Annotated in this window: 21 protein-coding genes; 11 read left to right on the forward strand and 10 right to left on the reverse strand. The window is 70.7% G+C overall.

Features of this window, described 5'->3' with window-relative positions:
- The first annotated feature begins 9 nt into the window (after positions 1 to 9).
- From OG885_RS05860 to OG885_RS05885, 6 genes are all read left to right on the forward strand, one after another.
- A complete protein-coding gene (locus OG885_RS05860; RefSeq protein WP_405727058.1) occupies positions 10 to 879 on the forward strand; it encodes a chain length determinant protein in 870 nt (289 codons plus the stop codon).
- Between the two features lie 115 nt (positions 880 to 994).
- Entirely contained in the window at positions 995 to 2524 is a 1530-nt protein-coding gene (locus OG885_RS05865) for a lipopolysaccharide biosynthesis protein (protein ID WP_405727061.1), read from the forward strand.
- Between the two features lie 5 nt (positions 2525 to 2529).
- Complete coding sequence (locus tag OG885_RS05870; protein WP_405727064.1) at positions 2530 to 3651, forward strand: hypothetical protein; 1122 nt, start codon at positions 2530 to 2532, stop codon at positions 3649 to 3651.
- Positions 3648 to 4433, forward strand: a complete 786-nt coding sequence (locus OG885_RS05875) for a glycosyltransferase family 2 protein (RefSeq protein ID WP_405727067.1) — start codon at positions 3648 to 3650, stop codon at positions 4431 to 4433. Before OG885_RS05870 ends, OG885_RS05875 begins: the two co-directional genes overlap by 4 nt.
- A gap of 55 nt (positions 4434 to 4488) precedes the next feature.
- Entirely contained in the window at positions 4489 to 5166 is a 678-nt protein-coding gene (locus OG885_RS05880) for a class I SAM-dependent methyltransferase (protein WP_405727070.1), read from the forward strand.
- A complete protein-coding gene (locus tag OG885_RS05885; protein ID WP_405727073.1) occupies positions 5160 to 6137 on the forward strand; it encodes an SAM-dependent methyltransferase in 978 nt (325 codons plus the stop codon). Before OG885_RS05880 ends, OG885_RS05885 begins: the two co-directional genes overlap by 7 nt.
- 82 nt (positions 6138 to 6219) lie before the next feature.
- On the opposite strand, the gene OG885_RS05890 is transcribed toward OG885_RS05885, so the two are convergent.
- Together OG885_RS05890 and OG885_RS05895 are read right to left on the reverse strand one after the other, a co-directional pair.
- Complete coding sequence (locus OG885_RS05890; RefSeq protein WP_405727076.1) at positions 6220 to 7119, reverse strand: glycosyltransferase family 2 protein; 900 nt, start codon at positions 7117 to 7119, stop codon at positions 6220 to 6222.
- Complete coding sequence (locus OG885_RS05895; protein ID WP_405727079.1) at positions 7116 to 9146, reverse strand: O-antigen ligase family protein; 2031 nt, start codon at positions 9144 to 9146, stop codon at positions 7116 to 7118. The genes OG885_RS05890 and OG885_RS05895 overlap by 4 nt, the downstream gene beginning before the upstream one ends.
- Before the next feature lie 89 nt (positions 9147 to 9235).
- Here OG885_RS05895 and OG885_RS05900 point away from each other — a divergent pair, with 89 nt between their 5' ends.
- Entirely contained in the window at positions 9236 to 9892 is a 657-nt protein-coding gene (locus tag OG885_RS05900; RefSeq protein WP_405727082.1) for a hypothetical protein, read from the forward strand.
- 17 nt (positions 9893 to 9909) lie between these two features.
- On the opposite strand, the gene OG885_RS05905 is transcribed toward OG885_RS05900, so the two are convergent.
- The 8 genes from OG885_RS05905 to OG885_RS05940 form a co-directional block, all read right to left on the reverse strand.
- Positions 9910 to 10956 carry a glycosyltransferase family 2 protein gene (locus tag OG885_RS05905; protein WP_405727085.1) on the reverse strand — a complete coding sequence of 349 codons (1047 nt, stop codon included), beginning with the start codon at positions 10954 to 10956 and terminating at the stop codon, positions 9910 to 9912.
- Positions 10957 to 11030: 74 nt separating this feature from the next.
- Positions 11031 to 14564 carry a DUF4082 domain-containing protein gene (locus OG885_RS05910; RefSeq protein WP_405727088.1) on the reverse strand — a complete coding sequence of 1178 codons (3534 nt, stop codon included), beginning with the start codon at positions 14562 to 14564 and terminating at the stop codon, positions 11031 to 11033.
- 133 nt (positions 14565 to 14697) lie between these two features.
- A complete protein-coding gene (locus tag OG885_RS05915; RefSeq protein ID WP_405727091.1) occupies positions 14698 to 15819 on the reverse strand; it encodes a DegT/DnrJ/EryC1/StrS family aminotransferase in 1122 nt (373 codons plus the stop codon).
- Complete coding sequence (locus tag OG885_RS05920) at positions 15816 to 16499, reverse strand: acetyltransferase (protein WP_405727094.1); 684 nt, start codon at positions 16497 to 16499, stop codon at positions 15816 to 15818. Before OG885_RS05920 ends, OG885_RS05915 begins: the two co-directional genes overlap by 4 nt.
- On the reverse strand, positions 16496 to 17638 hold the full coding sequence (locus OG885_RS05925; protein ID WP_405727097.1) for a DegT/DnrJ/EryC1/StrS family aminotransferase: 1143 nt from the start codon (positions 17636 to 17638) through the stop codon (positions 16496 to 16498). Before OG885_RS05925 ends, OG885_RS05920 begins: the two co-directional genes overlap by 4 nt.
- Positions 17635 to 18609, reverse strand: coding sequence for an SDR family NAD(P)-dependent oxidoreductase (locus tag OG885_RS05930; RefSeq protein WP_405727100.1), 975 nt, complete (start codon positions 18607 to 18609; stop codon positions 17635 to 17637). The genes OG885_RS05925 and OG885_RS05930 overlap by 4 nt, the downstream gene beginning before the upstream one ends.
- A 32-nt stretch (positions 18610 to 18641) precedes the next feature.
- On the reverse strand, positions 18642 to 19691 hold the full coding sequence (locus OG885_RS05935; protein ID WP_405727103.1) for a Gfo/Idh/MocA family protein: 1050 nt from the start codon (positions 19689 to 19691) through the stop codon (positions 18642 to 18644).
- Between the two features lie 113 nt (positions 19692 to 19804).
- Positions 19805 to 21244 carry a sugar transferase gene (locus OG885_RS05940; protein WP_405727106.1) on the reverse strand — a complete coding sequence of 480 codons (1440 nt, stop codon included), beginning with the start codon at positions 21242 to 21244 and terminating at the stop codon, positions 19805 to 19807.
- 366 nt (positions 21245 to 21610) lie between these two features.
- Between OG885_RS05940 and OG885_RS05945 the strand changes: the two genes are divergently transcribed.
- From OG885_RS05945 to OG885_RS05960, 4 genes are all read left to right on the forward strand, one after another.
- Positions 21611 to 22459 carry a glycosyltransferase gene (locus OG885_RS05945; protein ID WP_405727109.1) on the forward strand — a complete coding sequence of 283 codons (849 nt, stop codon included), beginning with the start codon at positions 21611 to 21613 and terminating at the stop codon, positions 22457 to 22459.
- A gap of 34 nt (positions 22460 to 22493) precedes the next feature.
- Positions 22494 to 23762, forward strand: a complete 1269-nt coding sequence (locus tag OG885_RS05950; protein ID WP_405727112.1) for an MFS transporter — start codon at positions 22494 to 22496, stop codon at positions 23760 to 23762.
- 52 nt (positions 23763 to 23814) lie between these two features.
- The gene (locus OG885_RS05955; protein WP_405727115.1) at positions 23815 to 24837 is read left to right on the forward strand and encodes a TolB-like translocation protein; all 1023 of its coding nucleotides are present in this window, start codon (positions 23815 to 23817) and stop codon (positions 24835 to 24837) included.
- Positions 24838 to 25027: 190 nt separating this feature from the next.
- The gene (locus tag OG885_RS05960; RefSeq protein WP_405727118.1) at positions 25028 to 26422 is read left to right on the forward strand and encodes an MFS transporter; all 1395 of its coding nucleotides are present in this window, start codon (positions 25028 to 25030) and stop codon (positions 26420 to 26422) included.
- Positions 26423 to 26462 lie beyond the last annotated feature (40 nt).

Genomic DNA, 26462 nt, shown 5'->3' on the forward strand with positions numbered 1-26462 from the left:
GGGGGGACCATGGATCTCGCGGAGATCTTCCGCGTCATGCGCAGGCGCTGGTACGTCCTGCTGCCAGGGCTGCTGCTGACCGCGGGCCTCGTCTTCGGTGTGACCCTCGTGGTGCACGTCACCTACCAGTCGCAGAGCACGGTGGTGCTGCTCAACTCCCAGAAGGCGACGGTCGCTTACGACGGCAACCCCTTCCTGAGCACGCAGACCTCGCTCACCGGCATGGCCGACAGCCTGGCGCGCAACCTCAACTCCGACGACTCGCTGAGGGAGCTCAAGTCCCGTGGCGCGAAGGGCACGTTCGAGGCGAAGCTCGCCGACAACGCGCAGGGGCCGCTGCTGTGGCTGACCGTCACCGGCACCGACCAGGCCTCCGTGCTGTCCTCGGACAAGATCCTGACCGCCTACGCCAAGGAGCGGCTGGAGCAGTTCCAGCAGGATCAGTCGGTCGCCTCGAAGGCCATGATCCGTATGACGACGATCGTGGCCCCGCAGACCCCGGTCGCGCAGACCAAGACCCGGCTCGAGTACATGATCATGGCGGGTGGCGGGGGGCTGGTGCTCACCCTGGTGGCCGTCTTCTACGTGGAGGCGCGCAGGAGGCCGCGGCGTCCGGGTGCACCGGCCTCGCCCGACCTGCCGGACCTGCCGGACGAGGAGGAGTCGACCACCGTGCCGGTGGTGGAGGAGACGCTCGCCATCCGGCGTCCGCCGAGCTGGTCGCAGGCCGCCGAGCAGGAGCGGGCCGCCAAGGACGGACAGGCCGCCGCCCAGCCCAGAGAACCACGGCCCGTCATGGCCGGAGCATCCGCCGCAGAGCCGCGCGACGAGGAGTCGACCCATGGACATCGCCCGCGCACCGGACAGCGGGACCGGTGAGACGAGCGACGCCCCCGGTGGGACCGCTGTCGCGCCGGGTGGGACCGCTGTCGCGCCGGGTGGGACCGCTGTCGCGCCGGGTGGGACCGCTGTCGCGCCGGGTGGGACGGGCGACGTGTTCGCACCTCCCGCTCCGCCCTCTGGCTCAGAACCCGCCGCACCGTCCCTCGGCCGCAAGGTCCGTTCGGCGGCCCGCTGGAGTCTGATCAACACCGTCGTCCTGCGCCTGGGCAACTTCGCCACCGGCATCGTGCTGGCCCGCTTCGCCCTGGGCCCCGCGGAGTGGGGCGTCTACGGCATCGCCCAGACCGTGCTGCTGGTCCTGCTGTCCGCGAACGAACTGGGCGTGGGCCTGGCCATCGTGCGCTGGGAGGGGGACGCACGCCGGTTCGCGCCGACCGTGCTGACCCTGAGCACCCTCTCCAGCGGTCTGCTGTACGTGGCGCTGTTCGTGTCCGCGCCGACGGTGGCCGGTCTGCTCGACTCGCCGGACGCCGCGGGCGTGCTGCGGGTGATGTGCCTGTGTGTGCTGATCGACGGGGTGGCCCAGGTACCCGGCGGCTTCCTCACCCGCGAGTTCGCGCAGGGCAAGCGGATGGCCATCGACGGCCTCAACTTCGTCGTCGCCACCGGCGTGACCCTGGTGCTGGCCTTCGCGGACTGGGGCGCGATGAGCTTCGCCGTGGGGGCCGTCGCCGGGAACGTGGTGACGCTGATCGGCTGCGCGCTGGCCGCGCCGGGCACCCTGAAGTACGGCTGGAACCCCGAACAGGCCCGGGCGCTCCTGCGGTTCGGGCTGCCGCTGGCCGGGGCGAGCATGCTGGCCCTCGCGGTGGTCAACGTCGACACCATGGTGGTCGGCGCGACGCTGGGCAACATCTCCCTCGGGTTCTACGTCCTCGCCTTCAACATCTCCGGCTGGCCCGTGCGGATCATCTCCGAGGCCGCCCGCCGGGTCTCCTTCGCCGGCTTCTCCCGCCTGGCCGACACACCGCAGGCCCTCGCCCAGGGCTTCAGCCGCGCCCTCGGCGTCCTGATGACCGGCACCGTCCCCCTGTGCGTCCTGCTGGCCGGCCTGGCGGAACCCGTCATCCGGCTGATCTACGGCGACCAGTGGGCACCCGCGGCCAGTGCGCTGCCGTGGCTGATGGCCCTCGGGCTGATCCGGATCGGCAGCGAACTCGCCTACGACTGTCTCGTCGCGGTCGGCCAGCGCCGCTCGCTCTTCCTGGTGCAGGGCCTGTGGCTGGTCGCCCTGATCCCCGTACTGCTCGTCGCCGCCCGTCTCAACGGCACCGCAGGCGTCGCCCAGGGCCATGTCCTGGTCGCCGGCGGCCTGGTGGTGCCGGTGTTCCTGATCGCCCTCCGCCGGGGCGGCATCGGCGTCGGCCTGATCGCCCGGGCCTGCGCCTGGCCCTTCCTCGGCGGCGCCGTGATGGCCGCGGTCGTCCTCGGCCTGGAGCCCCGGTTCGGAGACAGCCGGCTCGCCCTGCTCGCCATCGGCACGATCGCCCTGGCCGGCTACACGGTGTGCGTCCTGCCCAGCCGCGGCTTCCTGCGCGGCGTCGACCCCGGCGAGCGGGCCCACCGCGGCCGGCACCGGGCGACCGCACCGGTCCGGTCTCCCCAACAGGACTTGAGGTGACCCGGATGTCACGGCCCACCAGCCGACGCTCACTCCAGGGGCTGCTGCTCGCGGCCTTACTGACGGTCGCGACCGCGGCCTGCTCGGGATCGGACAGGTCCGCGTCCGCGGGCTGCCCGAAAGACACACCGTCCTGCCGTACGAGCGCGTCCTCGACGGCGTCGAGCGCCACGCCGTCGGCCGAGATCGGCGACCCGACCGGCACCCCCGCCGCCTCGTCGCCCCCGCCGTCCTCCGCGTCCGCCTCCGCCTCCGCGAAGCCCTCGGCGAAGGAGTCCGGGACCGGCACGCCCGCGGCCCGGACCGGCTGCGCCTCCCCCGGAGCCTGCGGCTTCCCCGACGCCCGCACCACCGGACCCCGCACCCGCCTCACCCCCAAGAAGACCGGCTACAAGACCATCCGCACCGACGGCACGGTCATCCGGGGCCAGGACATCACCGGCGCGCTCGACATCTACGCCAACGACGTCACCATCATCGACACCAAGATCACCTCGGACAGTTGGTGGGGCGTCAACCTGCGCCCCGGCTTCAGCGGTCTGAAGGTTCTGCACTCCACGATCACGGCCGTGCCCGGCACCGGTCCTGACAACGGCGGTGTGGACTACGCGGTGTCGAACATGGGCGGCAGCTCCATCGAGGTCGGCTGGTGCGACATCTCGGTGTTCGGGGACGCCCTGTCCATGGGGCAGGGCAACATCCACGACAACTACGTCCACGACATCGAGCCGTTCGTGAACCTCGGCGGCGAGTGGCAGCACACCAACGCGGTGATCAGCGGCGGCGGCAACACCGGCCACCTCCTCATCCGCCACAACACCCTGCTCAACGAGACCAGCCTCAAGCAGGGCGCCTCCGGCAGCATCGGTCTGTTCGCGGACGTCGGCGTGGTCCGCAACGTCACCGTCGACGACAACTGGATCGCCGGCGGCGCCTACGCCCTCTACGGCGGTTCCACGGGCGCCACCGGGATCAGGGTCACCGACAACATCTTCTCGACCGAGTTCCATCCCGCGTCGGGCGGGTACGGCGTGGTCGCGCACTGGAACGAGAAGGGCGCCGGGAACGTGTGGCGCAACAACCGGCTCTCCACCGGCCGCCTCGTCACCCCGGAGCCCGCCTCGTGAGCCGCGTCGTCCGGATACCGTGGACGTTGCTCAAGGCGGTGTTCGGCTGGCTGGTGCTCTTCGAGGCCAGGAACAAGGTGCTGCTCGCGCCTTCCGCGGTCCGGCTGCGCCGGGTCGAGGACGCCGAGGTCCGGCGGCTGGCCGCCACCTTCCCGTCGCTGCCGTCGGCGCGGGTGGCGACGGTGATCGCCACCCACCGACGCCCGGAGGCACTGCTCGCCGCGGTGCGCTCGGCCCTCGGCCAGACCGTGCGCGACCAGGTCGTGATCGTGGTCGACGACGGCGCCGGACTGCCCGAACTCCCCGCCGACCCCCGGCTGTTCGCCGTCTCCCTGTCCCGCAACACCGGAGTGGCGGGCGTCGTGCGCAACGTCGGCATCCGCCTGACGCGTTCGCGGTACGTCGCGTTCCTGGACGACGACAACCTGTGGGAACCCGACCATCTGGAACGGGCGTTGGCGGTCCTGGACGCCTCCGACGGGCCCGACGCCGTCTACACGGCACTGCGCCGCGTACTGCCGGACGGCAGCGAGAAGGACATCCTGTCCGTCCCCTACGACCGGCGCCGCTCCGCCCGTGAGTCCTTCCTGGACACCAACGCCTTCGTCGCCCGCCGCACGCGCTCCCTGCACTTCAGCCGGCTGCGCCGGACACCGGAGGTGCTGCCCCGGGAGGACTGGGAGCTCATCCACCGTTACGGGCGCGGGCACCGGGTGCGTCATGTGCCGCATCCGACCGTCCGGTACCTGGTGAATCCGGCCAGCTTTTACACGGACTGGTGACAGCCCGTGCCCCTCCTCCCCTTCTCTCCCGCTCCGATCTCAGGTGGTTGATCCGATGGCCCCGTCCCGCGCCCTCAGAAACAAGTTCGTCGACGCCCCCGGCTCGCTGGGCGAACGGATGCGCGTCGCCCGCTGGGAGCGGTTCCGGCGCTGCTTCCCCGGCATCGAGGGCATGCGGGTCGTCGACCTCGGCGGCACGGCCGAGATGTGGCTGCGGGCTCCGGTGCGCGCCAAGCACGTCCACCTGATCAACCTGGAGGCGCACCCCGCCGACCTGCCCGACTGGATCACCGCGGAGAACGCCGACGTCACCGACCCGGAGATCGCCGCCGAACTGAGCGCCCAGGGCGGCTACGACCTGGTGTTCTCCAACTCGACCATCGAGCACGTCGGCGGCCACAGCCAGCGCCAGAGGTTCGTCGCCGCGGTCGAGCAGCTGGCGCCGCTGCACTGGATCCAGACGCCGTACCGCTACTTCCCCGTCGAGCCGCACTTCGTGGCGCCCGGCTTCCAGTTCCTGCCGCTCGCCGCCCGGGCCCGCCTCGTCCGGCGCTGGCCGCTGGTCCACAGCCGCCCCGACAGTCCGGAGTCGGCCATGAACGCCGTGATCAACATCGAGCTGCTGACCCGTACCGAGATGCGGTATCTCTTTCCGCGCTCGGTGCTCCTCAGCGAGCGGGTGCTCGGTGCCCCCAAGTCGCTCATCGCCGTGAGAACGGAGACCGCATGCTGAACAACCTGGTCAACAGACATGACGCGGACCGGCTCCTGCGCAAGGCGCGCAGACTCGAACTCGACTCCGTGCTGGCCAAGTTGCGGGTGCGGGGCGGCGCCCGGGTGGTGCAGCACTGGTCGCAGGTCGACCCGTCGCTGACCGAGTGGTGGGCGATTCCGTCGGTGATCAAGCGATGGAACCTGCTGATGACCGGTGACGCGCAGGTGTCCTTCCCCGAGTACGTGGCCGCCAAGCACTTCGCGCCGCGTACCGATCTGCGGGGTCTGTCGTTGGGGTGCGGGACCGGCGGCAACGAACTGCTGTGGGCGAAGACCGGTGCGTTCTCCCTGCTGGAGGGCGTGGACGTGGCGCCGGAACGCATCGACTTCGCCACGCGCGCCGCCGGCGAGGAGGGTCTGTCCGACGTCCTGCGCTTCCGGGTCACCGACGTCAACCGGATGACCGCGGACGGGGAACGCTTCGATGTGCTGCTGGGTTTGCAGTCACTCCACCACTTCGACCATCTCGACGAGACGCTGCCCCGTCTTGCCCAGCTCATCGAGCCGGACGGGCTGTTCGTGATCGACGAGTTCGTCGGCCCCACGCGGTTCCAGTGGACGGACGCCCAACTCGACGCGGCCAACGCGCTGTTGTCGTGGGTGCCGGAGGAGCGGCGACGGTTGGCCGACGGGCGGATCAAGCGGCGGGTCGTGCGGCCCAGTCGGATGGCGATGGTGCTGGACGATCCGTCGGAGGCGGTGGACGCGGCGGCGTTGCTGCCGGGGTTGCGGCGGGAGTTCGAGGTCGTGGAGGAACGGCCGTACGGGGGCACGGTGTTGCATATCGCGTTCTCCGGGATCGCCCATAACTTCCGGGATGGGGCGCCGGAGACGTTGGAGTTGTTGGAGCGGTGTTTTGCCGCGGAGGATGCGGCGCTGGCGGATGTGGGGCATGACTTTGTCGCGATGGTTTGCCGACGTCGGCCCTAGGTTCGTCTGCGGGTTCGTTGTGGCTGGTCCCGCCCACGCGGCGGAGCCGCAAATCGATACAGCCCCGCGCCCCTAAAAGACGTCAGGGACCCGGCGTTACATTCAAAGCGCCCGGTCTTGCCAAGGCTGCCGCTGCCGCTCGGCTCGCCTTGCGGCCCAGCGCCGCACGGGAGGTCTCCCTCAGGAGGACTGCCGCGCGGAAGGCCGTCGTGGACAGGCGACCATGCCTACGGCCGTACAGGCGGACCCGGTTGAGGGTGAGCAGCGTCCAGAGTCGGGGTGACACCTGGGAGTCGCCTCCCAGGTGCACCGCCTCGGCGGACGGCTCCAACTGGGTCGCGTAGCCCAGGTCCCGCGCCCGCAGGCAGAACTCCGTCTCCTCCGAGTAGAGGAAGAAGGACTCGTCCCACGGCCCGCAAGCCGCCGCGCACTCCCCCGAGATGGCCATCAGCGCGCCCGTCGCCCAGTCCGCGCGCGTGGGTCGCTGGTACGCGGCGGGGTCGGTGACCAGCTCGCTCAGGGCCGGGAAGCGTCCCGCCCGGGTGTTGCCGATGACCGCCTCGCCCAGCGCCCGCAGCACGGTCGACTCACGGCGCAGCGAACGATGCGGTACGTCCTGGCCCTCCTCGTACAGCAGGGGTACGGCGATCCCGACACCGCCCCCGAGGCTGTCCACCAGGCGTTTGGCGCAGCCCTGGCGCATTCTGACGTCGGGGTTGCAGATCAGCGCCACCTCGTGGTCGCCGGCCGCGCCCAGCGCCGCGTTGATCCCGGCCGCGTACCCGGCGTTGCGGCCGGTCTGGACGATCGTGGTGTCCGGGGCCAGCGTGCGCAGGACCTCCACCGTGTCGTCGGCCGAGTCGTTGTCGGCGACGACGAGCCGCCAGTCGAGGCCGGCCATGCCGTCGGGGAGCGCGGCGAGGAATCCGGGAAGCACCGCGGCGCTGTTCCAGGTGACGACGATGACGGCGACGGTGCTCATCGGGACTCCACGAGTTGGGGGAGCTTGGTTTCTTCGGTCGGCTTGCGGAGTGCGGGCACTTCGCGGGCTGCTTCCGCCTCGCGGCGGACGAAGCCGAGGTAGCTGCCGCCCGCGCCCAGCACCAGGAAGAACATCCCCGCGTACATGGGGAAGCTGAGCGCGTCGAAGGTGGCGCTGATGACTAGGGCGACCAGGGCCGAGGCGAGGAAGGCCTGGCCGAGTTCGCGGTCCGAGTCGGTGCGGGCGAGGCGGCGGATGGCGCCGCCGGTGTGCATCCCCGTGATGAAGAGGGCGAAGAGCGCGACCAGGCCCAGGATGCCCATCTCGGCCAGGGTGAGCATGTACTGGTTGTCCGTGAAGAAGTAGAGGTCCGGGGTGAAGGTGCCGAAGCCCCGGCCGAACCACGGGTGTTCATTGAAGTACGGGACGATCGCGCTGTACTTGACCGTGCGGGCCTGGGTGCTGCTGTCGGAGTTGGACAGGAAGCTGGCGAACAGGTTGGTGATCGTGCCGATCAGGCCGGGAATGATCACCTTGAACACGGCCACCGATCCGAAGACCAGGCCGATGGCGGCCCAGCGGCGCTGCGGCTTCCAGCGCGGGATCATCACCAGGATCACGATCAAGGCGCCGATGATCGACGTCCTGGACACGGTCAGCGGCAGGGCGCCCGCCATGATCGCCACGGGGGCCCACCGGCGCCACGCGCGCACGTGTCGCCGTACCGGGTCGAAGGCCTGGTGGACGGCGAAGGGGACCAGGATGGCCAGCATGCCGCCGAACTCCAGCGGGTGGGCCGTCGTGGAGCGGGGCCGGGTGAACGAGCCGCGGTCCATGGCGCTGATCCCGGCGGTGCTGGACTGGAGGCCGGGGATGTGGATGGAGTCGGCGATGTTGGTGGCGGCGAAGAAGTCGTAGTAGCCGATCAGGGCGACCACCGTGCCCATGACCACGAGCCGCCGCATCAGGGTCTCCAGCCGGCTGCGCTCCTGGATGCCGGCCGAGGCCAGCACCACCAGCGCCACCCAGACACCGAGCCCGATCAGACCACGGTCGGCGCCGAGGACCTCCTCGTGCGAGCTCTCCCGGGTCGCGTCCGCCAGGTAGGACAGGAGTACGGCCGCGGCGAGCAGGCACATCACCACGCGCACGAGCCGGGTGCCCCGGGCGGGCAGGATGCGGCCGCCGAGCCAGGTCGCGAGGTACCACAGAAGGCCGAGGAGGGCGAAGACGTTCGCCGGGGTGCCGACCCCGCCCAGTGCGGGCAGGGTGAGGTTCGACGGGACGAAGAAGGCCAGCGCCAGATAGCCGGTGAGGATCGTGGTCGCGTCCAGGCGCCGGGCCAGCAGCCCCTTGGGCCGCTCGGGGGGACTGGCCCGGTGGCGCCGGGGGACGTAGCCGGGCTGGGCGCGCCCTCGGCGCCGTACCACCGCGACGCCTTCGGCCAGGATCGACAGCAGGAACGCGCCGACCATCCCGACGATGACGACCGCCGCGATGTTCTGGTAGCGGCTCTTGGGCTGCGAGACCGGTGTCTGCGGCAGGACGACCGGCGCCGTCTGCACCGCGTAGACCGCGGGCACCTTCGAGGCGGCCTGGAGTGCCTTCAGCTGCTCGCCGGTGAACTTGGTGAGTGTGGTGGTCTCCCGGAGCACCTTCGCCCGGTCGGTGCCGGTGACGCTCAGGGTGAGCAGCGGGCTGTCGGCGTCCGGCGCGAAGCCGACCGTGTACCGGTCGGTGACGCCACGGGAGTGCAGCTCCTTGGCCGAGTCGCTCGACTGCAACGTCCTGATCAGGACGTCCGCGGTGACGACCAGCGAACCGCCCGCGTTCGACAGCGGGTTGCCGAAGGTCGGCGCCAGGTCGGCGATCGCCGAGGAGTCGAGCAGGGTGACGGAGCTCTGGGACTCGTAGGAGACCGGGACGGTCCGGAACAGATAGCCGCCCGCGAGGACGCTGAGCAGCATGAGCGGCACCATGCAGTACCAGCGCCTGCGCATGATCGCCAGGATGTCGCCGAGGCTCATCGCCCCTCCCTTCCGGGCAACCCAGGTGATCCGGTGGCGACTTGCCCCGGTTGATGCGAGTATCGGGGCCGACGGAAGGAATCCCCGCTGTGTCGCCTCGTGAGGTCGCCGAAGCGCTGCTGCGCCGCTGGTACGTGCTGGTGTTCGCGCTCGTGCTGACGGCCGCCGGAGCGTACCAGGTGCTGCATCCCGCCCCGCGGTTCCTGAGTTCGGCGGTGGTCGTCCTCAAGCCGCCGGTCACGGGCAACCAGCCGAACCAGCTGACGAACCTCCAACCGCCGCTCGCCACCCTCTCGTACGGCGTCGTCCAGCAGCTCGACTCGCCCGCCGGGCGCAAGGAGCTGGAAGCCGCCGGAGTCCATGGGGCGTACCAACTGATCCCGCGCAACAGCGGCACCAGTGCCACACCCCGCTACCTCATCCCCTCGCTCCAGGTGCAGGTGAAGGGGGCGAGCGCCGCGGAGGCGGACACGGCGGTCAGCCGGGTCATCGACGTCTACACCCGGCATGTGACCGCACTGCAGGAGGCCGAGGGAATCCCGGCCGGGTCGCGGATCAGCGCGTCCGTCCTGGTGGCGCCGAGCGCCGCCCCGGTGCAGGGCACCCGGACCCGCGCCCTGGCGGGTACGGCGCTGCTCGGTGGCATCGGCGGCGTGCTGGCGACGCTGTGGTTCGACCGGTTCGCCTCGCGCCGCAGGCGTCCGGAGCCACGTCGTCCTGCGGAGGAGCTCGCCGTGGCGGGCTGAGTGGTGGTTCACGGGCATCAGATACCGCGGCGCTTCCACGACTCCCACCACAGCCACTCCCGGCCGCGTTCGGCCACGGCCGACCACACCAGGGGCTGGAGGTACGGCATCGCCTTCGCACCGATCCGTCTGCGCAGCCGCAGCGCGCGGTACTCGGGCAGAGCCCGGTATCCCGGCAGGCACTCCTCGGCGAACGCCACACACTCGTCGACCGGTACGACGCCGGTGCGGCCCCGGTCGTAGGCGCGGTAGGCGCGGCGCAGCGCGTAGCGGGCGAGGCGGGTGTGGACCTGGTCGGCGAGGCGGTCGGCGTGCGGGAGCCGGTCGCCGCACTTGGCGAGCACGGAGTCGTACGCGATCAGCCGCTGGCGCAGGTCGTCGAGCTGTCCGCCGAAGTCGGTCGTCGACATGTTGTTGCCGTGGACGCGGTAGAAGGCCTGGTCGGCGCCGCGGATGTAGCCGACGTCGGCGTGGGCGGCGAGCCGCATCCACATCTCGATGTCGCCGGCGTGCGGAAGCGCAGGGTCGTAGCCGCCGACCTTGCGCTGGAGGCCGGTGCGGACGACCACCTCCGGCGAGGTGATGCAGCCGGTGCCCTCCCGGAACCGCCGCTCCAGCCACCACTGTCCGGGGTAGACCGCCGAACCGGTGCTCCGGGTACGGGCCTTGGGCAGCGGGCCGCCGTGCTGGAAACGCAGCGGTCGCCCGTAGGCGAAGCCCGCCTCGGGGTGGGCGTCCAGCAGTGCGGCGGCCCGGGTGAGGGCGCCCGGGACGAGCCGGTCGTCGGCGGAGAGCAGAGCCACGTAGTCCCCGTCGGCCCACTCCAGCAGGCCTTCGTTGTAGGTGGCGATGTGGCCCTTGTTGGTCTCGTGGACGTGGACCTCGATCCGCGGGTCGGCGGCGGCGAGCTTGCGTGCCGTCTCCGCCGAGTCGTCGGGCGAGGCGTCGTCGATGATGAGCACGCGGACTTCGACCCCGGGGTTCTCGTCGAGGACGCTGCTCACACAGTCGGCGAGGAAGTGGCCGTACTTGTAGCACGGGATGACAACACTGACGCTGCTCATCGGTGGGGGTAGCCAATCCCCGGTGGTGGTCTCCCCGTTGCGCGGGGAGACCACCACCGGTGGGTTCCGGTCGGTCAGTTCTTCTTCTTGCGGACGGTCTTGCTGGTGAGGGTCCAGGTCTGGGACTTCACCTTCTCGTGGTGCTTGTCCTGGGCCGTGACCCTGACCTTGAACCTCGTGCCGTCCGGCAGCGGACCGGACAGGTGGACGGACACCGTGTGGGTGGCCCTGTTGTAGGAGACGACCGTCGTGACGTGCAGCTTCTTGGCGGCCTTGGCACCCGTGAGGATGGTCAGGTCCGCGTCGACGGACGTCACCTTGGCCTTGGCCGGTACGGCCATGACGAGGGCCTTCTTCGCGTCGGCGGTGTAGGTCACCGTGGACGCGGTCTCCTCCGAGGCCGCCGTCTCCGCCGCCAGGGAGGCGCTCGGGTTGTCGGCGGTGAAGACCGGGCCGACCCAGTAGTTCGCCGAACCGTAGGAGCCGGTCGGGAAGGCCGAGTCCGCACCGTACTTGTAGAGCCCGTTGTGGTGGGCCGTGGTGTCGGCGGTGGCCGTCAGCGGATAGGACTGGTGGGCCGACGCGAAGTAGCCGCCGTCGACCGCGTAGTGGCCGTTCGGCGCGTGGTAGGAGACGACGTACGCCGTGTCGGCGGTGACCGCCACCGGGGTGGCGAAGGTCAGCGTCTGCCAGCCGGTCGCCGTCTCGTTGGTGAAGGTGCCGCTGGCCAGCAGCGTCCCGCCGTCGGTCCACAGGCTTCCGGTGTGGGTGCCGGTGTTGCCTGCGCCCTTGTAGAAGGTGACGCCGGTGATCCAGCCGGCCGCCGAGGACGTGAACCGGGTGCCCAGCTCAAGGGAGTTGGGGTCGGCGGTCATGTCCGTGGTGGACGGCACCACCGAGGAGCTCCACAGACCGCAGGGGCAGGTGACCGCGGGCGGGGTGGCGCTGGTGGTGAAGGACCAGGTCACCGGGTCGGCCATGGCGTTGCCCCACACGTCGGAGGCCTGCACCGACGCCGTGTACTGGGTGTGCAGCGACAGCTCGGTCGACGGGGTGAACGTCGCCTTGTTGGCCGCGGGCAGCGTCACCGCACCCGGCACGGTGTTGCCGTTCGGGTCCTTCAGCGTGAACGTCAGGTTGTCGGAGTCGATGGACGCGCTGAGCACGGCCGACACCGACGCGGTGATCGCGGTGTCCGTCGCCCCGGAGGTCGGGGAGGTGGAGGTGACGGTGGGCGGGGTGGTGCTGGCCGTCGAGGTGTCCAGGACCACGTCGACCCAGTAGTTGCTGCCGGCGGCCGCCGAGGTCGGGAAGGCGCTCGTCGAGGTGTACCGGTAGAGGCCGTTGCCGCCGTCGGTGCCGGACTTCAGTGCCGTCAGCGGCGCGAGACCGGCGTCGCTCCCGGCGAAGGTCGTGTCGTAGGAGTAGCCGCCGTTGGGTGCGAAGTACGAGGCGACATAGGTGGTGTTGGCCTTCACGGTGACCGGGGTGGCGAAGTTGAGCTGCTGCCAGCCGGAGGCCGACTCGCCCGTGAAGGTGCCCGTGGCGAGCAGCTTGCCGTCCTTGGTCCACAGGTTCCCGGTGTGGGTGCCGGTGTTGTACGGCGACTTGTAGAAGCGGACGGCGGTGATCGAACCGGCGACCGTGGTGCGGAACTTGACGCCGAGCTCGACCGAGCCGCCGTCACCCGCGTTGACCGTGCCGGGCACGGCCGTGGCCGGCCAGACGGTGCACGGGCAGGCCTGGGGGCCGACCGTGAGCGGGATCGTGGTGACGGCGCCGATGTTGACGCTGTCGTCGACGGCGCGGACCTTGATGGAGGCCGAGCCCGGGGTCGTGGGGGTCCAGCTGTAGGTCCAGGAGGTGAGCCCGGTCGCGGCCTGCCAGGTCGTGCCGCCGTCGGTGGACACCTCCACGCGGGCGACCACTCCGCCGCCGGAGTCGGTGGCGGTGCCCTTGACGGTGACCGGCTTCAGCGCGGGCACGGTGACGCCGGAGGCGGGGCTCGTCACGGTGATGGCCGGGCCGGTGGTGTCGGTGGACTTGGTGGCGGCGACGAGACCGCTCTGCAGCGTCAGCGGCTGGACGCCCATGTCGGCGAGGAGGTTCACCGTCGCCTGCTGCATCCGGGCGTCCTCGGTGACGACCTGGTCCTCCGGGTTGTACGTGGGGAGGTTGGTCAGGCCCCACGACCACTGCACGGTCCCCGACCCGAACACCAGGGCGCCGGAGTCCTGGTCGCGGAAGGCCACGAGGCTGTGCTTCGCGGTGCCGTTGCCGTAGGTGTTGCCCCAGTCCATGCGCAGCTTGCCGTCGTTGATGTCCACGGTCGTGGACGACAGGTCGATGGCGCCGGCGGGTCTGGTGGCGTTGTCGATGTCGCTGTCCCACTCGTAGCCGAGGGTGCCCTCCGGGAAGGTGGCCGTCTGGCTGGAGGTGAGGTTCGCGACGGAGGTGTTGCGCCACAGCCGGTTCTTGCCGTACGAGCCGGGAACCGTGATGGCGTCGGCACGGTAGCCGTTCACCGTGAACATGGAGCCGGTGAGGATGTTCGGCGGCTGGTAGGACTGCCCGTACTGGGTGCTGGTCGGGTCCATCCAGGTGCCGGTCCACTCGCCGCTCGGGTCGGCGATGCCGTTGTTCTGGGCCATCTTGGTCATCTTGTAGCAGACCAGGGTGCGGTTGCTGGTGCTGGTGCCGTCGATGCTCGGGGTGAGCCGGGTCTTCCAGAACACCTCGTTGCCGCTGAAGAAGGCCTCCTGCACACCGGCCTTCCGGGCGGCGAGGACCTTGGAGTACTGGTCCTGCGTCCAGTACTCGTCATGCCCTGAGGACAGGTACACCTTGTGGTTCTTCAGCAGTGTCTCGCCGCGGGTGGAGACGTCCACGCCGGACAGATAGCTGACGTCGTAGCCGTTGCGCTCCAGCCACGACAGCATCATGTACTCGGAACCGTAGATGCCGTTGTCGCCGCCGATGTCCAGCGGCCGGTTGTAACTGACCTCGTAGGCACGGCCGTCGGGCGCGGGCCCGGCACCGCCGTAGAGGTCCTGACCGCCGTAGTCGTTGTAGGCCTGCCAGGTCTGGTCGCTGGTCTGTACGACGATGGAGGAGGTGCTGGAGTCCTTGCGGACCACGAACGGGTAGGGCATCAGACCGTCGCCATCGGTCTGCGTCAGGTTCGCGATGTAGAGGCCGGACACGGCGTCGCTGGGCACGGTCCAGCTCTGGGTCACCGGCCAGTTGCCGCAGTCGACCAGACCGGTGGCGGCCTTCTTGGTGCAACTGGCGGGGTTGGACGTGTAGTTGGCGGGATAGACCGTCGCCGCCTGCGCCGCCGTCGACATCAGACGCGCGCCGTCACCGCCGTACCAGCCAAGGCGGTAGATCTCGATGCGGTACGAGGTCTTCGACTGGACCTTGAACTGGAGGGTGTCCCCGGCCTGGACGCTCTCCTTGGTGGTGAACCCCTGGATGTCGCCGTAGGAGTTGGGCGAGTACCAGTCGGTCGACGGGCTGCCGGCCTTGGAGTTCTCGCAGACGATCGGGTTCGAGCCCGATCCGCACGGATCGACCGCGGCCTGGGCGGATCCGGCCTGTGGGAGCACCGCCCAAACCAACGCTGCTGCGACGGCGAGGCGCACGCCCCTGAACCGTCTGCTCCATCTGTTCATGTGTACCTCTCAGCGGTGCTGTGCTGTGCTGGATCGACCCGTGCGGGTGGGGTGAAGCGGGGACCAGTCAGCCGGCGAGTGCGTCGGTGAGCGTTTCCACCACGCGCTGCTGCTGGTCGGGGGTGATCTGCGGGAAGAGCGGCAGTGACAGAATCCGGTCCGCCGCCCGCTCCGCGTTCGGGAAGTCGCCGCGCTCGTGGCCGAGGTGGGCGTAGGCCGGGGTGAGATGGACCGGGGCCGGATAGTGCACCCCGGCGCCGATGCCCTCGGCGTTGAGCTTGCCGACGATGTCGTCCCGGTCGGCGTCGGCGACCTGGACGACGTACAGGTGCCAGACATGGACGTTGCCGACGGCCGTCACCGGCAGCACGATCCGGCCGGCGTCCACGAGGGAGGCGAGCAGTGCGTCGTAGCGGGCGGCCGCCGCCCGCCGGGCCGCGTTGCCGGCCGCCAGCCGTTTCAGCTTGGCCCGCAGGACGACCGCCTGGAGTCCGTCGAGGCGGCTGTTGAACCCGGGCACGTCGTGCCGGTACTTGGCGACGCCACCGTGGTTGGCGATCGCGCGCACCAGGTCCGCCGCCGACTCGTCGTCGGTCAGCACGGCGCCGGCGTCGCCGTAGGCGCCCAGGTTCTTGCCGGGGTAGAAGCTGGTCGCCGCGATGCCGGCGGTGCCGGGCGTACGGCCGTCGCGGGTCGCGCCCTGGCACTGGGCGGCGTCCTCCACGACCCGTACACGGTCGGGCAGTTGCCTGGCGAGTTCGTCCACCTCGGCCAGCTGGCCGTACAGGTGCACCGGCACCACGGCCCGGGTCTTCGGGCCCACCGCCGCCAACGCGGCCCCGGGGTCGAGGAGATGGCTGCCCGGCAGGCAGTCCGCGAGGACGGGGCGGGCGCCGATCCGGGCCACCGCTCCGGCGGTGGCGATGAAGGTGTTGGCCGGTACGACGACCTCGTCGCCGGGGCCCACGCCGCTCGCGCGCAGGGCGAGTTCGACGGCGTCGGTGCCGTTGGCGACACCCACGACATGGGCGACCTCGCCGAAGTCGGCGTACTCCCGCTCGAACTGGCGCACCTCGTCGCCGCCGACGAACGCGGTGTGGGCGAGGACCCGTTCGAAGCCGGCCCGCACCTCCTCGGCGACCTCCTCGTGAGCCGCCTTCAGGTCCACGAGCGGTATCTGGTTGTTCACGTGGCCGGTCCCCCCATAGTCACAAGTTCTTCCAGCGCCGCGGCGCCCGCCGCGCGCAGCCGCCGGGCCGGGCTCCCCACCCAGACCTCGCCCGGCGGTACGTCGCCGAGCACACCGCTGCCCATGCCGATCTGCGACCAGGCGCCGATCGTGGTGCCTTCCCTGACCAGGGCGCCGGAGCCGACGTAGGCCCCGCGCTCCAGCCGTACTCCCCCACCCAGCCGGACGCCCGCGGTGAGCGTGGCGAAGTCCTCGATCACGTCGTCGTGGGTGAGGACGACGTGCGGCATCACCGAGACATGCGCCCCGACGCGCACGGCGGCGGTGAGGACGCAGTGCGCGAGCAGGACCGAACCGGGGCCGATCACCGAGGTGCCGGACACCGCGGCCGTCGGGTGGACGACGGTGGCGTAACGCTCCTCGGGCAGCTCGAACCGGCGGACCAGTCGGGCCCGGGCGGCGTAGTCCCGCGGATTGCCGACGCACACCACGACCTGGACGTCGGGCAGTTCGTGCACCAGGTCGCCGCCGCCCAGCACGGGGACACCGTCCACCTCGGTGCCGTGCAGGGCGGGGTTGTCGTCGAGGTGTCCGAGCAGCTCGAACTCTCCCGCGTCCCGCACGGCCTGTGCGGTCTCCCGGGCGAAGCCACCGGCGCCGACGATCACAAGTGCCGTCATCTACCCGCCTGTTCACGCAGGGCGGCCACGACCCGGTCCTGCTGGGCCTCGGTCATCGTGTGGAACAGCGGCAGGATCAGCGAGTCGCGGGTGATCCGCTCGGTGACGGGCAGCGGGGCGTGCGGGTGGTCCGCGTAGGCCGGTTCGAGGTGTGCGGCCATGATCCCGCGCCGGGCGGAGACCCCGGCGTCGGCGAGCGCGCCGAGCAGCTCGTCCCGGCCGACGGGGAAGGCCGCGTCCAGCAGCACCCAGTACGACTGGAAGTTGGACTGACCGTGCGCGGGATCGCGCACCACGGTCAGACCGGGGACGTCGTGCAGCAACGCGTCGTAGCGGGCGGCCAGTTCGCGGCGCCGGGCGATCATCGCGTCGAGCTTGCCGAGCTGGACCGTGCCGATCGCGGCCTGGACGTCGGTCATCCGGTAGTTGAAACCGACTTCCAGGTAGCTTTCCAGCACGGGCTTGTTGCTGGCGTGGCGCTCGGCCGCCGAGGCGTTCATGCCGTGCTCGCGCAGCCGGCGCAGCCTCGCGGCCCACTCGGCGTCGTCGGTGGTGAGCATCCCGCCCTCGCCGGCGGTGACGAGCTTGCGCGGGTGGAAGGACCAGGCGGCCAGCAGCGCCCCGTGCCCGACCGGTTTGCCGCCGACGGTGGAGCCGATGGCACAGGCCGCGTCCTCTACCAGGGGCAGATCCCAGTCGGCGCAGGCGGACCGCAGGGCGGTCACGTCGGCCGGGACGCCGCCCTGGTGAACGGCCAGCACCGCCTTGGTCCTTGACGTCCGGACCGCGTCCACCGTCGCCGGGGTCAGATTCCCGGTGGGGAGGTCCACATCGGCGAACACCGGCTCGGCGCCTACGTACCGTACGGCGTTGGCGGTCGCGATGAACGACAGCGAGGGCACCACGACCTCGTCGCCCGGCCCCAGGCCGAGCGCGACCAGGGACAGATGCAGGGCGGTGGTGCAGGAGCTGACGGCGATGCCGTGCTCGGCGCCGACCCGTTCGGCGAAGGCCTTCTCGAAGGCGGCGACGCGGGGGCCCTGGGCGACCCAGCCCGACAGCACGGCGTCGGAGGCGGCCTTGGCCTCCTCCTCACCGAGCCACGGGATCATCACCGGGATGCGGTCGGCGCTGCTCACTGGGCGGCCTCCCGCTCGGCGCGCCACCACTGGACCAGGTCACGCAGGCCGGTGCGCAGATCGATGTCGGCGGTGAACCCGAGCCGTTCGGCGGCCCGGGAGGTGTCGGCGAGGCGGCGCACCACCGAGTTCACCGAGCGGGCGGGCCCGTGCACCGGCTCCAGCCCTTCGGCGCCCATCGCCTCCAGCAGTCCGTCGGCGAGCTCGCGCAGCGAAGTCTCCGTGCCGCTCGCCACGTTGAACACCTCGTCGGTGACATCCGACTCGGCAGCCAGCACATTGGCCCTCGCGATGTCACGGACGTCGACGAAGTCCATGGTCTGCGTTCCGTCGCCGAGGATCAGCGGCGGCTCGCCCGCCTCGATGCGCTCCATCCAGCGGATGAGGACCTCGGTGTAGAGGCCGTGGATGTCCATGCGGGGGCCGTAGACGTTGAAGTAGCGCAGCGCCACGTAGTCCAGGTCGTACATGGCGTGGAAACTGCGCAGCATGCCTTCGTTGAAGGCCTTCGCGGCTCCGTAGAAGGTGTCGTTGTTGTACGGGTGGTGGCGCTCGGTCGTCGGGAAGTCCTCGGCCATGCCGTAGACGGACGCCGAGGACGAGGCGATCACCTTGGCGACGCCGGCCGCTGCCGCCGCCTCCAGCACGTTGAACGTCCCGTCCACCAGCACCTCGTTGGCGAGCCGGGGCTCCTCCGCGCACTGGGTGATACGGATCGCGGCGAGGTGGAACACCAGGTCGGCGCCCTCGGTCACCTTCTTCACGGTGTCGACGTCACGGACATCGCCCTCGACGACCTCCACCACACCGCTCGGCAGTGCCTGGGCGAGGTTGGCGCGCCGCCCGCGCACGAAGTTGTCGAGTACGACGATCTCGCGGGCGCCGCCTTCGGCGAGGAGGTCGACGAGGTTGGAGCCGATGGTGCCGGCGCCCCCGGTGACCAGGATCTTCTTGCCACGAACGCTGCTCAACTGCTGTGCCCTCTCACGTGTGGTGACTTGGTTCAACGCCCGGCGCGCAGGCCGACGACCGCGCCCTTGAACTCGAGGCTGCGGGAGGCCGCCTCAAGAATGTCCAGCACGCGCAGGCCCGCCCGGCCGTCGGTCAGCGGCGCCCGGCGCTCGCGGATGGCGTCGCCGAACTCGTCGACCATGCTGCGCAGCGCCTCCTTCTCGCCGATGGCGGGCGCGACCATGTCGCCGGAGCGGTACGAGACGAGCATGTCCCGGCGTTCGTCCGCGCCGATCTCCTGCGGCGAGGCCAGGTCCACGCCCCGGTCGTAGACCGCCACCCGCTGAAGGGGGTTGAGGTCGTCCCAGACGAGGGTGCGCTTCGCGCCGCCGACCATCGTGGTCCGTACCTTCGTCGGGGAGAGCCAGTTGACGTGCACGTGGGCGATGGCGCCGGTGTTGAGCGTGAGCGTCAGATAGGCCACGCAGGCCTGTCCGGCGCCGATCGGGTCGGCCCCGTGGGCGGCGACGGCGACGGGCTCGACGCCCGCGGGGAGGATGAAGTCCAGGATCGACAGGTCGTGCGGGGCGAGGTCCCACATGACGTCGATGTCCTTCTGGACGAGCCCGAGATTGATGCGGACGGAGTCGACGAAGTGGATCTCGCCGAGTTCCCCGGAGTGCACCATGTCCCTGATCCGGCCCACGGCGGGTGTGTAGCAGTAGGTGTGGTCGCACATCAGGGTGAGGCCGCGTTCCTCCGCCTCGGTCACCAGGCGCATCCCGTCGGCGTAGGTCGCCGCGAGCGGCTTCTCGACGAGGACGTGCTTTCCGGCGCGCAGGGCGGCCAGGGCGATGTCGAGGTGGGTGCCGGCGGGGGTGGCCACGGCGACGGCGGCCACGTCGGGGTCGGCGAGGACGGCCGCGTAGTCGTCGGTGGCCTGGACGGTGGAGTAGCCGCCGAGGACCCGCTGGGCCCGGTCGACGTCGAGGTCGCACAGCCAGCGCAGCCGGAAGCGGTCGCTGGCCTGGAAGTTGCGTACGAGGTTGGGGCCCCAGTAACCGGCCCCGACGACCGCGACCCCCAACGGCTCCTGCGTCACAGCGCCCCTCTTTCCTCGGTTCTTCGGTAGGTCCTGGCTCTTGGGTAGGTCCCGGCTCTTGGGTAGGTCCTGGGCCTTGGGTACGTCCTGGGCCTTGGGTACGTCCCGGCTCATCAGTAGGCCCCCGTTCCACGCACCACCGCGGACCCGGTGCGCAGCAGGATGGTCAGGTCGAGGCCCATCGACCAGTTGTCCACATAGCCGAGATCGAGCCGGACCGCCTCGTCCCAGGGCAGGTCGGAACGGCCGCTGACCTGCCACAGTCCCGTGAGTCCCGGCTTGACGAGCAGCCGGCGCTTGATGTCGGAGGTGTACTCCTCGACCTCTTCGGGCAGCGGCGGACGCGGTCCCACGAGCGACATGTCGCCCCGCACCACGTTGAGCAGCTGCGGGAGTTCGTCGAGCGAGCTGCGGCGCAGGAACGCGCCGACCCGGGTGACACGCGGGTCCTGCTTCATCTTGAACAGCAGTCCGTCGCTGTTCTCGTTGAGGTGCTTCAGCTCCGCCTTGAGGGCCTCGGAGTCCGGCCGCATCGTGCGGAACTTGAGCATGGTGAAGTGGTCGCCGTACCGGCCCACCCGCTGTTGGCGGAAGAGTGCCGGTCCCGAGCTGTCGAGGCGGACGACAAGAGCGACGAGGAGCATCGGCAGCGCGAGGAGAAGCAGCAGTACAGCCGCGAGGGAACGATCCAGCAGTTGTTTGGGCAGCCGGGCGAACCGGGAGAGGTTCGGCGCCTGGATCCGCACCAGCGGCACCCCGTTGGTGGGCCGGACCGCGAGCCGCGGCGCGGACACGTCGGCCAGCATCGGGGCCAGCAGGAAGTCGACGCCCTGGGCGGCGGCCGTCCAGGACATCCGGCGCAGGACGGAGGCGTCGAGCTCGGGCGCCGGGAGCACCACCATGGTGCTGACGCCCATGACCCGCACGACGTCGTGCATGTCGTCGACGCCACCGAGCACGGGGATCCCCAACTTGCGGATCTCCGTGGCGTTCTCCGGGTCGGTCAGACACACCCCGGCGAGCTGCAACTCCTGTGCCCCGCCGCGGCGCAGCACGGCGACCAGTTCCAGGATGCCCTGCGCCGGGCCGACCAGCAGGGTCGAGCTCCGGTCCCGGCCGCGCGCCCAGCGCCTGAGCAGTCTGCGTCGCAGCAGATGCCGTACGGGCAGGGCGATCGCGACAGCCGGTACCGCGGCCATGGTCATGTCATGGAAGAGGTCCGAGTCGTGCGCGAACAGCCAGTACGCGACCGCCGCCAAGGCGGGCAGTGCGACGGCTCCCCGCAGCACCCTTCGGTACTCCTCGGTCCCCTGTCCCAGGGCACCGCGGTCGTATGTGCGATGGGCGAGCATCGCCAGGATCCAGGTCGGCGGCAGCACCAGGGCCACCGCCCAACGGCCGTAGGCGCCGTGGATCAACAACGCCGCGACGACGGCCGCGAGGCCGTCCGCGACCAGCAGAACGGTCCGGTACTTCCGGTCCCAGGGTCTTCGGCGAGCTGCCGGACGTCTAAGTTCCACATCCAATTGCTCATGCGTGACCTCAATGGTCATGGCCCCCCACCACAGGCGCAGCTACCCCTGGCCGCAAGAGATCAGGACATACCGTCGCACGTCCGCGGCAGGGCTGGATCAGTGCCGATGTGTCTCCTCCACACAGCGACACCGGAATCAAGAAAGCAGAGCCAGAAAGCAATCAAAAAGGTCCGCGACGGTTCCCCAACCGCCCCATGACCTTTGCAAGTTGGTCAATGAGAGTTTCCCATCCGGTTACCAAGGCGGTGCCTTGACGTGCCTGCTGAGGCAAGTTCCCCTCCCTCACCGGCCCGGCGGACCTCAATCTAGAGCATTGAACGCAGTCACGGGAACAGTTGGACGAAACACACATCGCAATCGCGACACCGACGTCATACTGCCCAGGTGACGAGCATCGTGATCCCGGCGCACAACGAGGAGCGCGTCATCGGCCGGCTCCTCGATTCGCTGCTGGAGGACCCCGGGGACGACCGGACGGACATCGTGGTTGTGTGCAATGGCTGCACCGACGACACCGCCCGGATCGCGGCCGAACGCGGCCCCCGTGTACGGGTGGTGGAGATCCCCGTCCCCTCCAAACACGCCGCGCTGCGGGCGGGCGACGATCACGCGCTCGGCTTCCCCCGGATCTATGTGGACGCCGACGTCGTCCTCTCGGCGGCCGATGCGCGGACCCTGGCGGAGCCCCTTGCGGACGACGCCTCGGGCATCCTCGCCACCGCTCCGGAACGACACCTTCCACTGACCGGCTGCGCCTGGCGGGTCCGGGCGTATTACCGGGTGTGGCAACGCCTTCCGGCGGTGCGGGAGGGCCTGTTCGGCCGGGGTGTGATCGCGGTGTCCGAGAAGGGCCACGCCCGTATCGCCGCGCTGCCCCCGCTGATGGCCGACGACCTGGCCGCGTCCCTGGCGTTCACCACCGAGGAACGACGCGTGGTCGACGCGGCCCGGGTCGTGGTCCATCCGCCGCGCACCTGGCGGGACTTGATCAAACGGCGGATCCGGGCCATGGTCTCCACCGCGCAGGTCGAACAGCACCGGGACCCGGCGGAGGCCTCCGCACGCACGAGTGTGGCCGACCTCAAGGGCCTGCTCCGCAGGGAGCCGAGGCTCCTCGCGGCGGTCGTCGTGTTCGTCGGCGCGGCGGTCGTCTCCCGGCGCCGGGCCCAGAAGGCCATCCGGGACCGGGACTTCGACACCTGGCTGCGGGACGACAGCAGTCGGCAGAACTGATCGCACGGCGCGCACCGCACCTGGAGTACCGCACATGTATCTCACCGACCGCTCCGCCACGCCGGAGGCGGACACCACCCCGGGCCGAAGACGTGGCCCGGGGCCCAAGGTCGCCCCGGTCGTGCTCGTCCTGGGCACGGTCAGTCTGATCACCGACGTCTCCTCGGAGATGGTCACCGCCGTCCTCCCCCTCTATCTCGTCACCACCCTCGGCTTCAGCCCCCTCGGCTTCGGCGCCCTCGACGGCGTCTACAACGGCGTCAGCGCACTGGTGCAGCTCACCGGCGGCCATCTCGCCGACCGGATCCGCAACCACAAGCTGCTCGCCGGGCTCGGCTACGGCCTGTCCGCGCTGTGCAAGCCGCTGCTCCTGCTCGCCGGCAGCATCGGCGCCCTCGGCACGGTCCTCGCCCTGGACCGGACCGGAAAGGGCCTGCGCACCGCCCCGCGCGACGCGATGATCTCCCTGTCCACGCCGGTCGAGCGGCAAGGTCGCGCCTTCGGTGTGCACCGGGCGATGGACACCACCGGCGCGATGCTCGGCCCGCTGGCCGCCTTCTTCATCCTGCGCGCCGCGGCCGACGGCTACGACGCCGTGTTCGGCGTGAGCGCGTGCGTCGCCGTGCTCGGTGTGGTCGTCCTCCTGCTGTTCGTGCCCGGCAGACGACGCGACACCCTCGACGACGAGGCCGGGGCCGAACCGAGGCCGCCCGTCCGGGTCGGGGAGGCGCTGGCGCTGCTGCGGGTGCCGAGGCTGCGGGCGCTCGCCGGGTGTGCCGCGCTGCTCGGTCTGACCACCGTCAGCGACGCGTTCGTCTATCTGCTGCTGCAACGCCGGGCGGGGGTCGGCGAGGAGTGGTTCACGCTGCTGCCGCTGGGCACCGCCGTGGTGTTCCTGCTGCTGGCCGTGCCACTCGGTGCGCTGGCCGACCGGATCGGGCGGCGCACGGTGTTCCTCGCCGGCCACGTCGGCCTGCTCACCGCGTACGCCCTGCTGCTGTGGGCCCCGGACACCCCGCTGCTCGTGCCTGCCGTACTCGCCCTGCACGGCGCGTTCTACGCGGCCACCGACGGGGTGCTGCCGGCCGCGCTGGCCGCGGTCGTGCCCGAGCATCTGCGCGCCAGCGGCCTCGCCATCGTCGGCACCAGCCAGGCACTGGCCCGCTTCTGCTGCTCGCTGGCCTTCGGCGCCGCCTGGACCCTGTGGGGCGACGGCCCGGCCCTGGCCGGCTCGGCGGTGGGCCTGCTGTGCTGTGCGGTGGTCGCGGGTGTGGTGCTGCGGCCGTCCGGCGGGTCACGATGACCGTCGCACCCCCGGCATCACCACGGAACCGACAACCGCCCCAAGGAAACCCATGACCTCGCTCCGCCGCCGCCTGCTCATACTCGTCGCGGCGGTCGTGCTGCTCGCCGGTCTGGCCACCGGCCTGGTCCTGCACGCCGCCGACCGCGCGGACCGGGCGAACCAGCCGCAGGCCGGCGGACCCGCCGTCAGCTCGGGCAAGTTGACGCTCGACCGCAAGAACCTGCTGACCTTCGTCAACGCGGCCGCGGGCCCGCACCGCACCGCCGTCGCCGCCGTACCGTCCGCCGACCCCGGCGCCGGGCGGACCGCGTCGGACCTGAAGTGCGCCCGCTTCTACGCGGCGGCGGGAACGGGCATCTGCCTCCAGTCCGACACCGGCGTCCTCAAGCAGAGCAACCGCGCCCTGCTCCTGGACGCCGACCTGCGCACCGTGCGCACCATCCCGCTCGCGGGCATCCCCAGCCGGGCCCGGGTCTCACCCGACGGCCGCTTCGTCGCCTGGACGGTCTTCGTGTCCGGCGAGTCCTACGCGTCCGCCTTCTTCTCCACCCGCACCTCGATCCTCGACACCCGCACGATGAAGCTGATCCCGAGCCTGGAGACGTTCTCGATCAAGCGGGACGGGAAGTCGTACAAAGCGGCGGACGTCAACTTCTGGGGCGTCACCTTCGCCACCGACGACGACACCTTCTACGCGACGCTGAACACCGCCAACAAGACCTACCTGGTACGCGGTTCGCTCTCCCAGCAGTCGGTGACCACGCTCATGGAGAACGTGGAGTGCCCCTCCCTCTCCCCCGACGGGACCCGCGTCGCCTTCAAGAAGCGGGTGCTGTCCCGCACCGACCTCTGGCGCGAATACGTCCTCGATCTGCGCACCCTGCGCGAGACCCCGCTCGCCGAACGGCACAGCGTCGACGACCAGGCCACCTGGCTGGACGACGACACCGTCGCCTACGCCCTCCCCGCCGAGGGCAAGGTCGGCACCACCGACCTGTGGAGCGTCCCCGCCGACGGCAAGGGCACACCGAGCCTGCTGATCGCGGGCGCGTCGTCCCCGGCACCCCTGTAGCACCTCCTCGGCGATGAGTTCCAGGTGGTCGAGGTCGTCCAGGCGGACCGCCGATCCGCGCCCACGCATGGTGTTCTGACGCACAACAGCGCCCCGAACTATGTTGTCCCACCACATGTGCGCCTGACCTGCGTGTTTCTACGGTGTGCGACACGTACCCGTCCCCACAGCACACGAGGAAGTGGCGCTCATGGCCTCCGCAGCATCCGCTCCGCCCACGCCCGCGACACCGGGCAACCTGAAGCGCATCGTCGCCGCCAGCCTCATCGGCACGACCATCGAGTGGTACGACTTCTTCCTCTACGGCTCCGCCGCCGCCCTTGTCTTCAACAAGCTGTTCTTCCCCGACTCCGACCCGCTCGTTGGCACCCTGCTCTCCTTCCTGACGTACGCCGTCGGATTCGCGGCCCGTCCGCTCGGGGCGCTCGTCTTCGGGCACTACGGCGACCGGCTCGGCCGCAAGAAGCTGCTGGTGCTGAGCCTGCTGCTGATGGGTGGGGCGACCTTCGCGATCGGTCTGCTGCCCACCCACGCGACGGTCGGCTCGGCCGCCCCCGTGCTGCTGACCGCGCTGCGTCTGGTGCAGGGCTTCGCGCTCGGCGGCGAGTGGGGCGGGGCCGTGCTGCTGGTGTCCGAACACGGGGACGCCAGGCGGCGCGGGTTCTGGGCCTCCTGGCCGCAGACCGGCGCGCCCGCGGGGCAACTGCTGGCCACGGGTGTGCTGTCGCTGCTCACCGCGGTTCTCTCGGACAGCGCCTTCACCAGCTGGGGCTGGCGGATACCGTTCCTGCTCTCCGGTGTCCTGGTGATGGTCGGTTTGTGGATTCGTCTGTCTGTCGACGAATCGCCGGTCTTCAAGCAGGCGTTGGCGCAGGCGGAGGCCCGCAAGGCCGAGCGGGGCGGCGACGCGGAGAAGCTGCCGATCGTCTCCGTGCTGCGCCACCACTGGCGGGACGTGCTCATCGCGATGGGCGCCCGGATGGCCGAGAACATCAGCTACTACGTCATCACCGCGTTCATCCTCGTCTACGCCACCACCGCCGCCGACGTCTCCAAGCAGACCGCGCTCAACGCGGTCCTCATCGCCTCGGCCGTGCACTTCGCGGTGATCCCGCTGTGGGGCGCGCTGTCGGACCGGGTCGGCCGACGTCCCGTGTATCTGCTGGGCGCGGCCGGCATCGGCCTGTGGATGTTCCCGTTCTTCTCCCTCATCGACACGGGCAGTTTCGGCAACCTGATCCTCGCCATCACCGTGGGTCTGGTGCTGCACGGTGCGATGTACGCGCCCCAGGCCGCCTTCTTCGCCGAGATGTTCGCGACCCGGATGCGCTACTCCGGCGCCTCGATCGGAGCCCAGTTCGCCTCGGTCGCGGCGGGCGCCCCGGCGCCGCTCATCGCCACCGCGCTGCTGGACGACTACGACAGCTCCACGCCGATCGCCCTGTACGTCATCGCCGCGGCGGTGCTGACGCTGATCGCGGTGGGCGTCGCCAAGGAGACCCGCAACCGGAACCTGGCGGACGTGGACCCCGCGACCGACGCGGCCCCCGTGACGACAAAGACCGCGGACGCCCGCACCGTCTGATCTCCCGCACGCCGGCCCCCGTACGCGACCCGCGTACGGG

This window comes from Streptomyces sp. NBC_00028 (assembly GCF_045041065.1).
In the GTDB taxonomy this organism is placed as follows: Bacteria; Actinomycetota; Actinomycetes; order Streptomycetales; family Streptomycetaceae; genus Streptomyces.

Bases quoted from the DNA above. Each gene is read 5' to 3' on its own strand.
- OG885_RS05860 (WP_405727058.1), top strand. From the start codon at position 10: ATGGATCTCGCGGAGATCTTCCGCGTCATGCGCAGGCGCTGGTACGTC.
- OG885_RS05870 (WP_405727064.1), top strand. From the start codon at position 2,530: ATGTCACGGCCCACCAGCCGACGCTCACTCCAGGGGCTGCTGCTCGCG.
- OG885_RS05880 (WP_405727070.1), top strand. From the start codon at position 4,489: ATGGCCCCGTCCCGCGCCCTCAGAAACAAGTTCGTCGACGCCCCCGGC.
- OG885_RS05885 (WP_405727073.1), top strand. From the start codon at position 5,160: ATGCTGAACAACCTGGTCAACAGACATGACGCGGACCGGCTCCTGCGC.
- OG885_RS05890 (WP_405727076.1), bottom strand. From the start codon at position 7,119: ATGAGCACCGTCGCCGTCATCGTCGTCACCTGGAACAGCGCCGCGGTG.
- OG885_RS05895 (WP_405727079.1), bottom strand. From the start codon at position 9,146: ATGAGCCTCGGCGACATCCTGGCGATCATGCGCAGGCGCTGGTACTGC.
- OG885_RS05905 (WP_405727085.1), bottom strand. From the start codon at position 10,956: ATGAGCAGCGTCAGTGTTGTCATCCCGTGCTACAAGTACGGCCACTTC.
- OG885_RS05920 (WP_405727094.1), bottom strand. From the start codon at position 16,499: ATGACGGCACTTGTGATCGTCGGCGCCGGTGGCTTCGCCCGGGAGACC.
- OG885_RS05940 (WP_405727106.1), bottom strand. From the start codon at position 21,244: ATGACCATTGAGGTCACGCATGAGCAATTGGATGTGGAACTTAGACGT.
- OG885_RS05950 (WP_405727112.1), top strand. From the start codon at position 22,494: ATGTATCTCACCGACCGCTCCGCCACGCCGGAGGCGGACACCACCCCG.
- OG885_RS05955 (WP_405727115.1), top strand. From the start codon at position 23,815: ATGACCTCGCTCCGCCGCCGCCTGCTCATACTCGTCGCGGCGGTCGTG.
- OG885_RS05960 (WP_405727118.1), top strand. From the start codon at position 25,028: ATGGCCTCCGCAGCATCCGCTCCGCCCACGCCCGCGACACCGGGCAAC.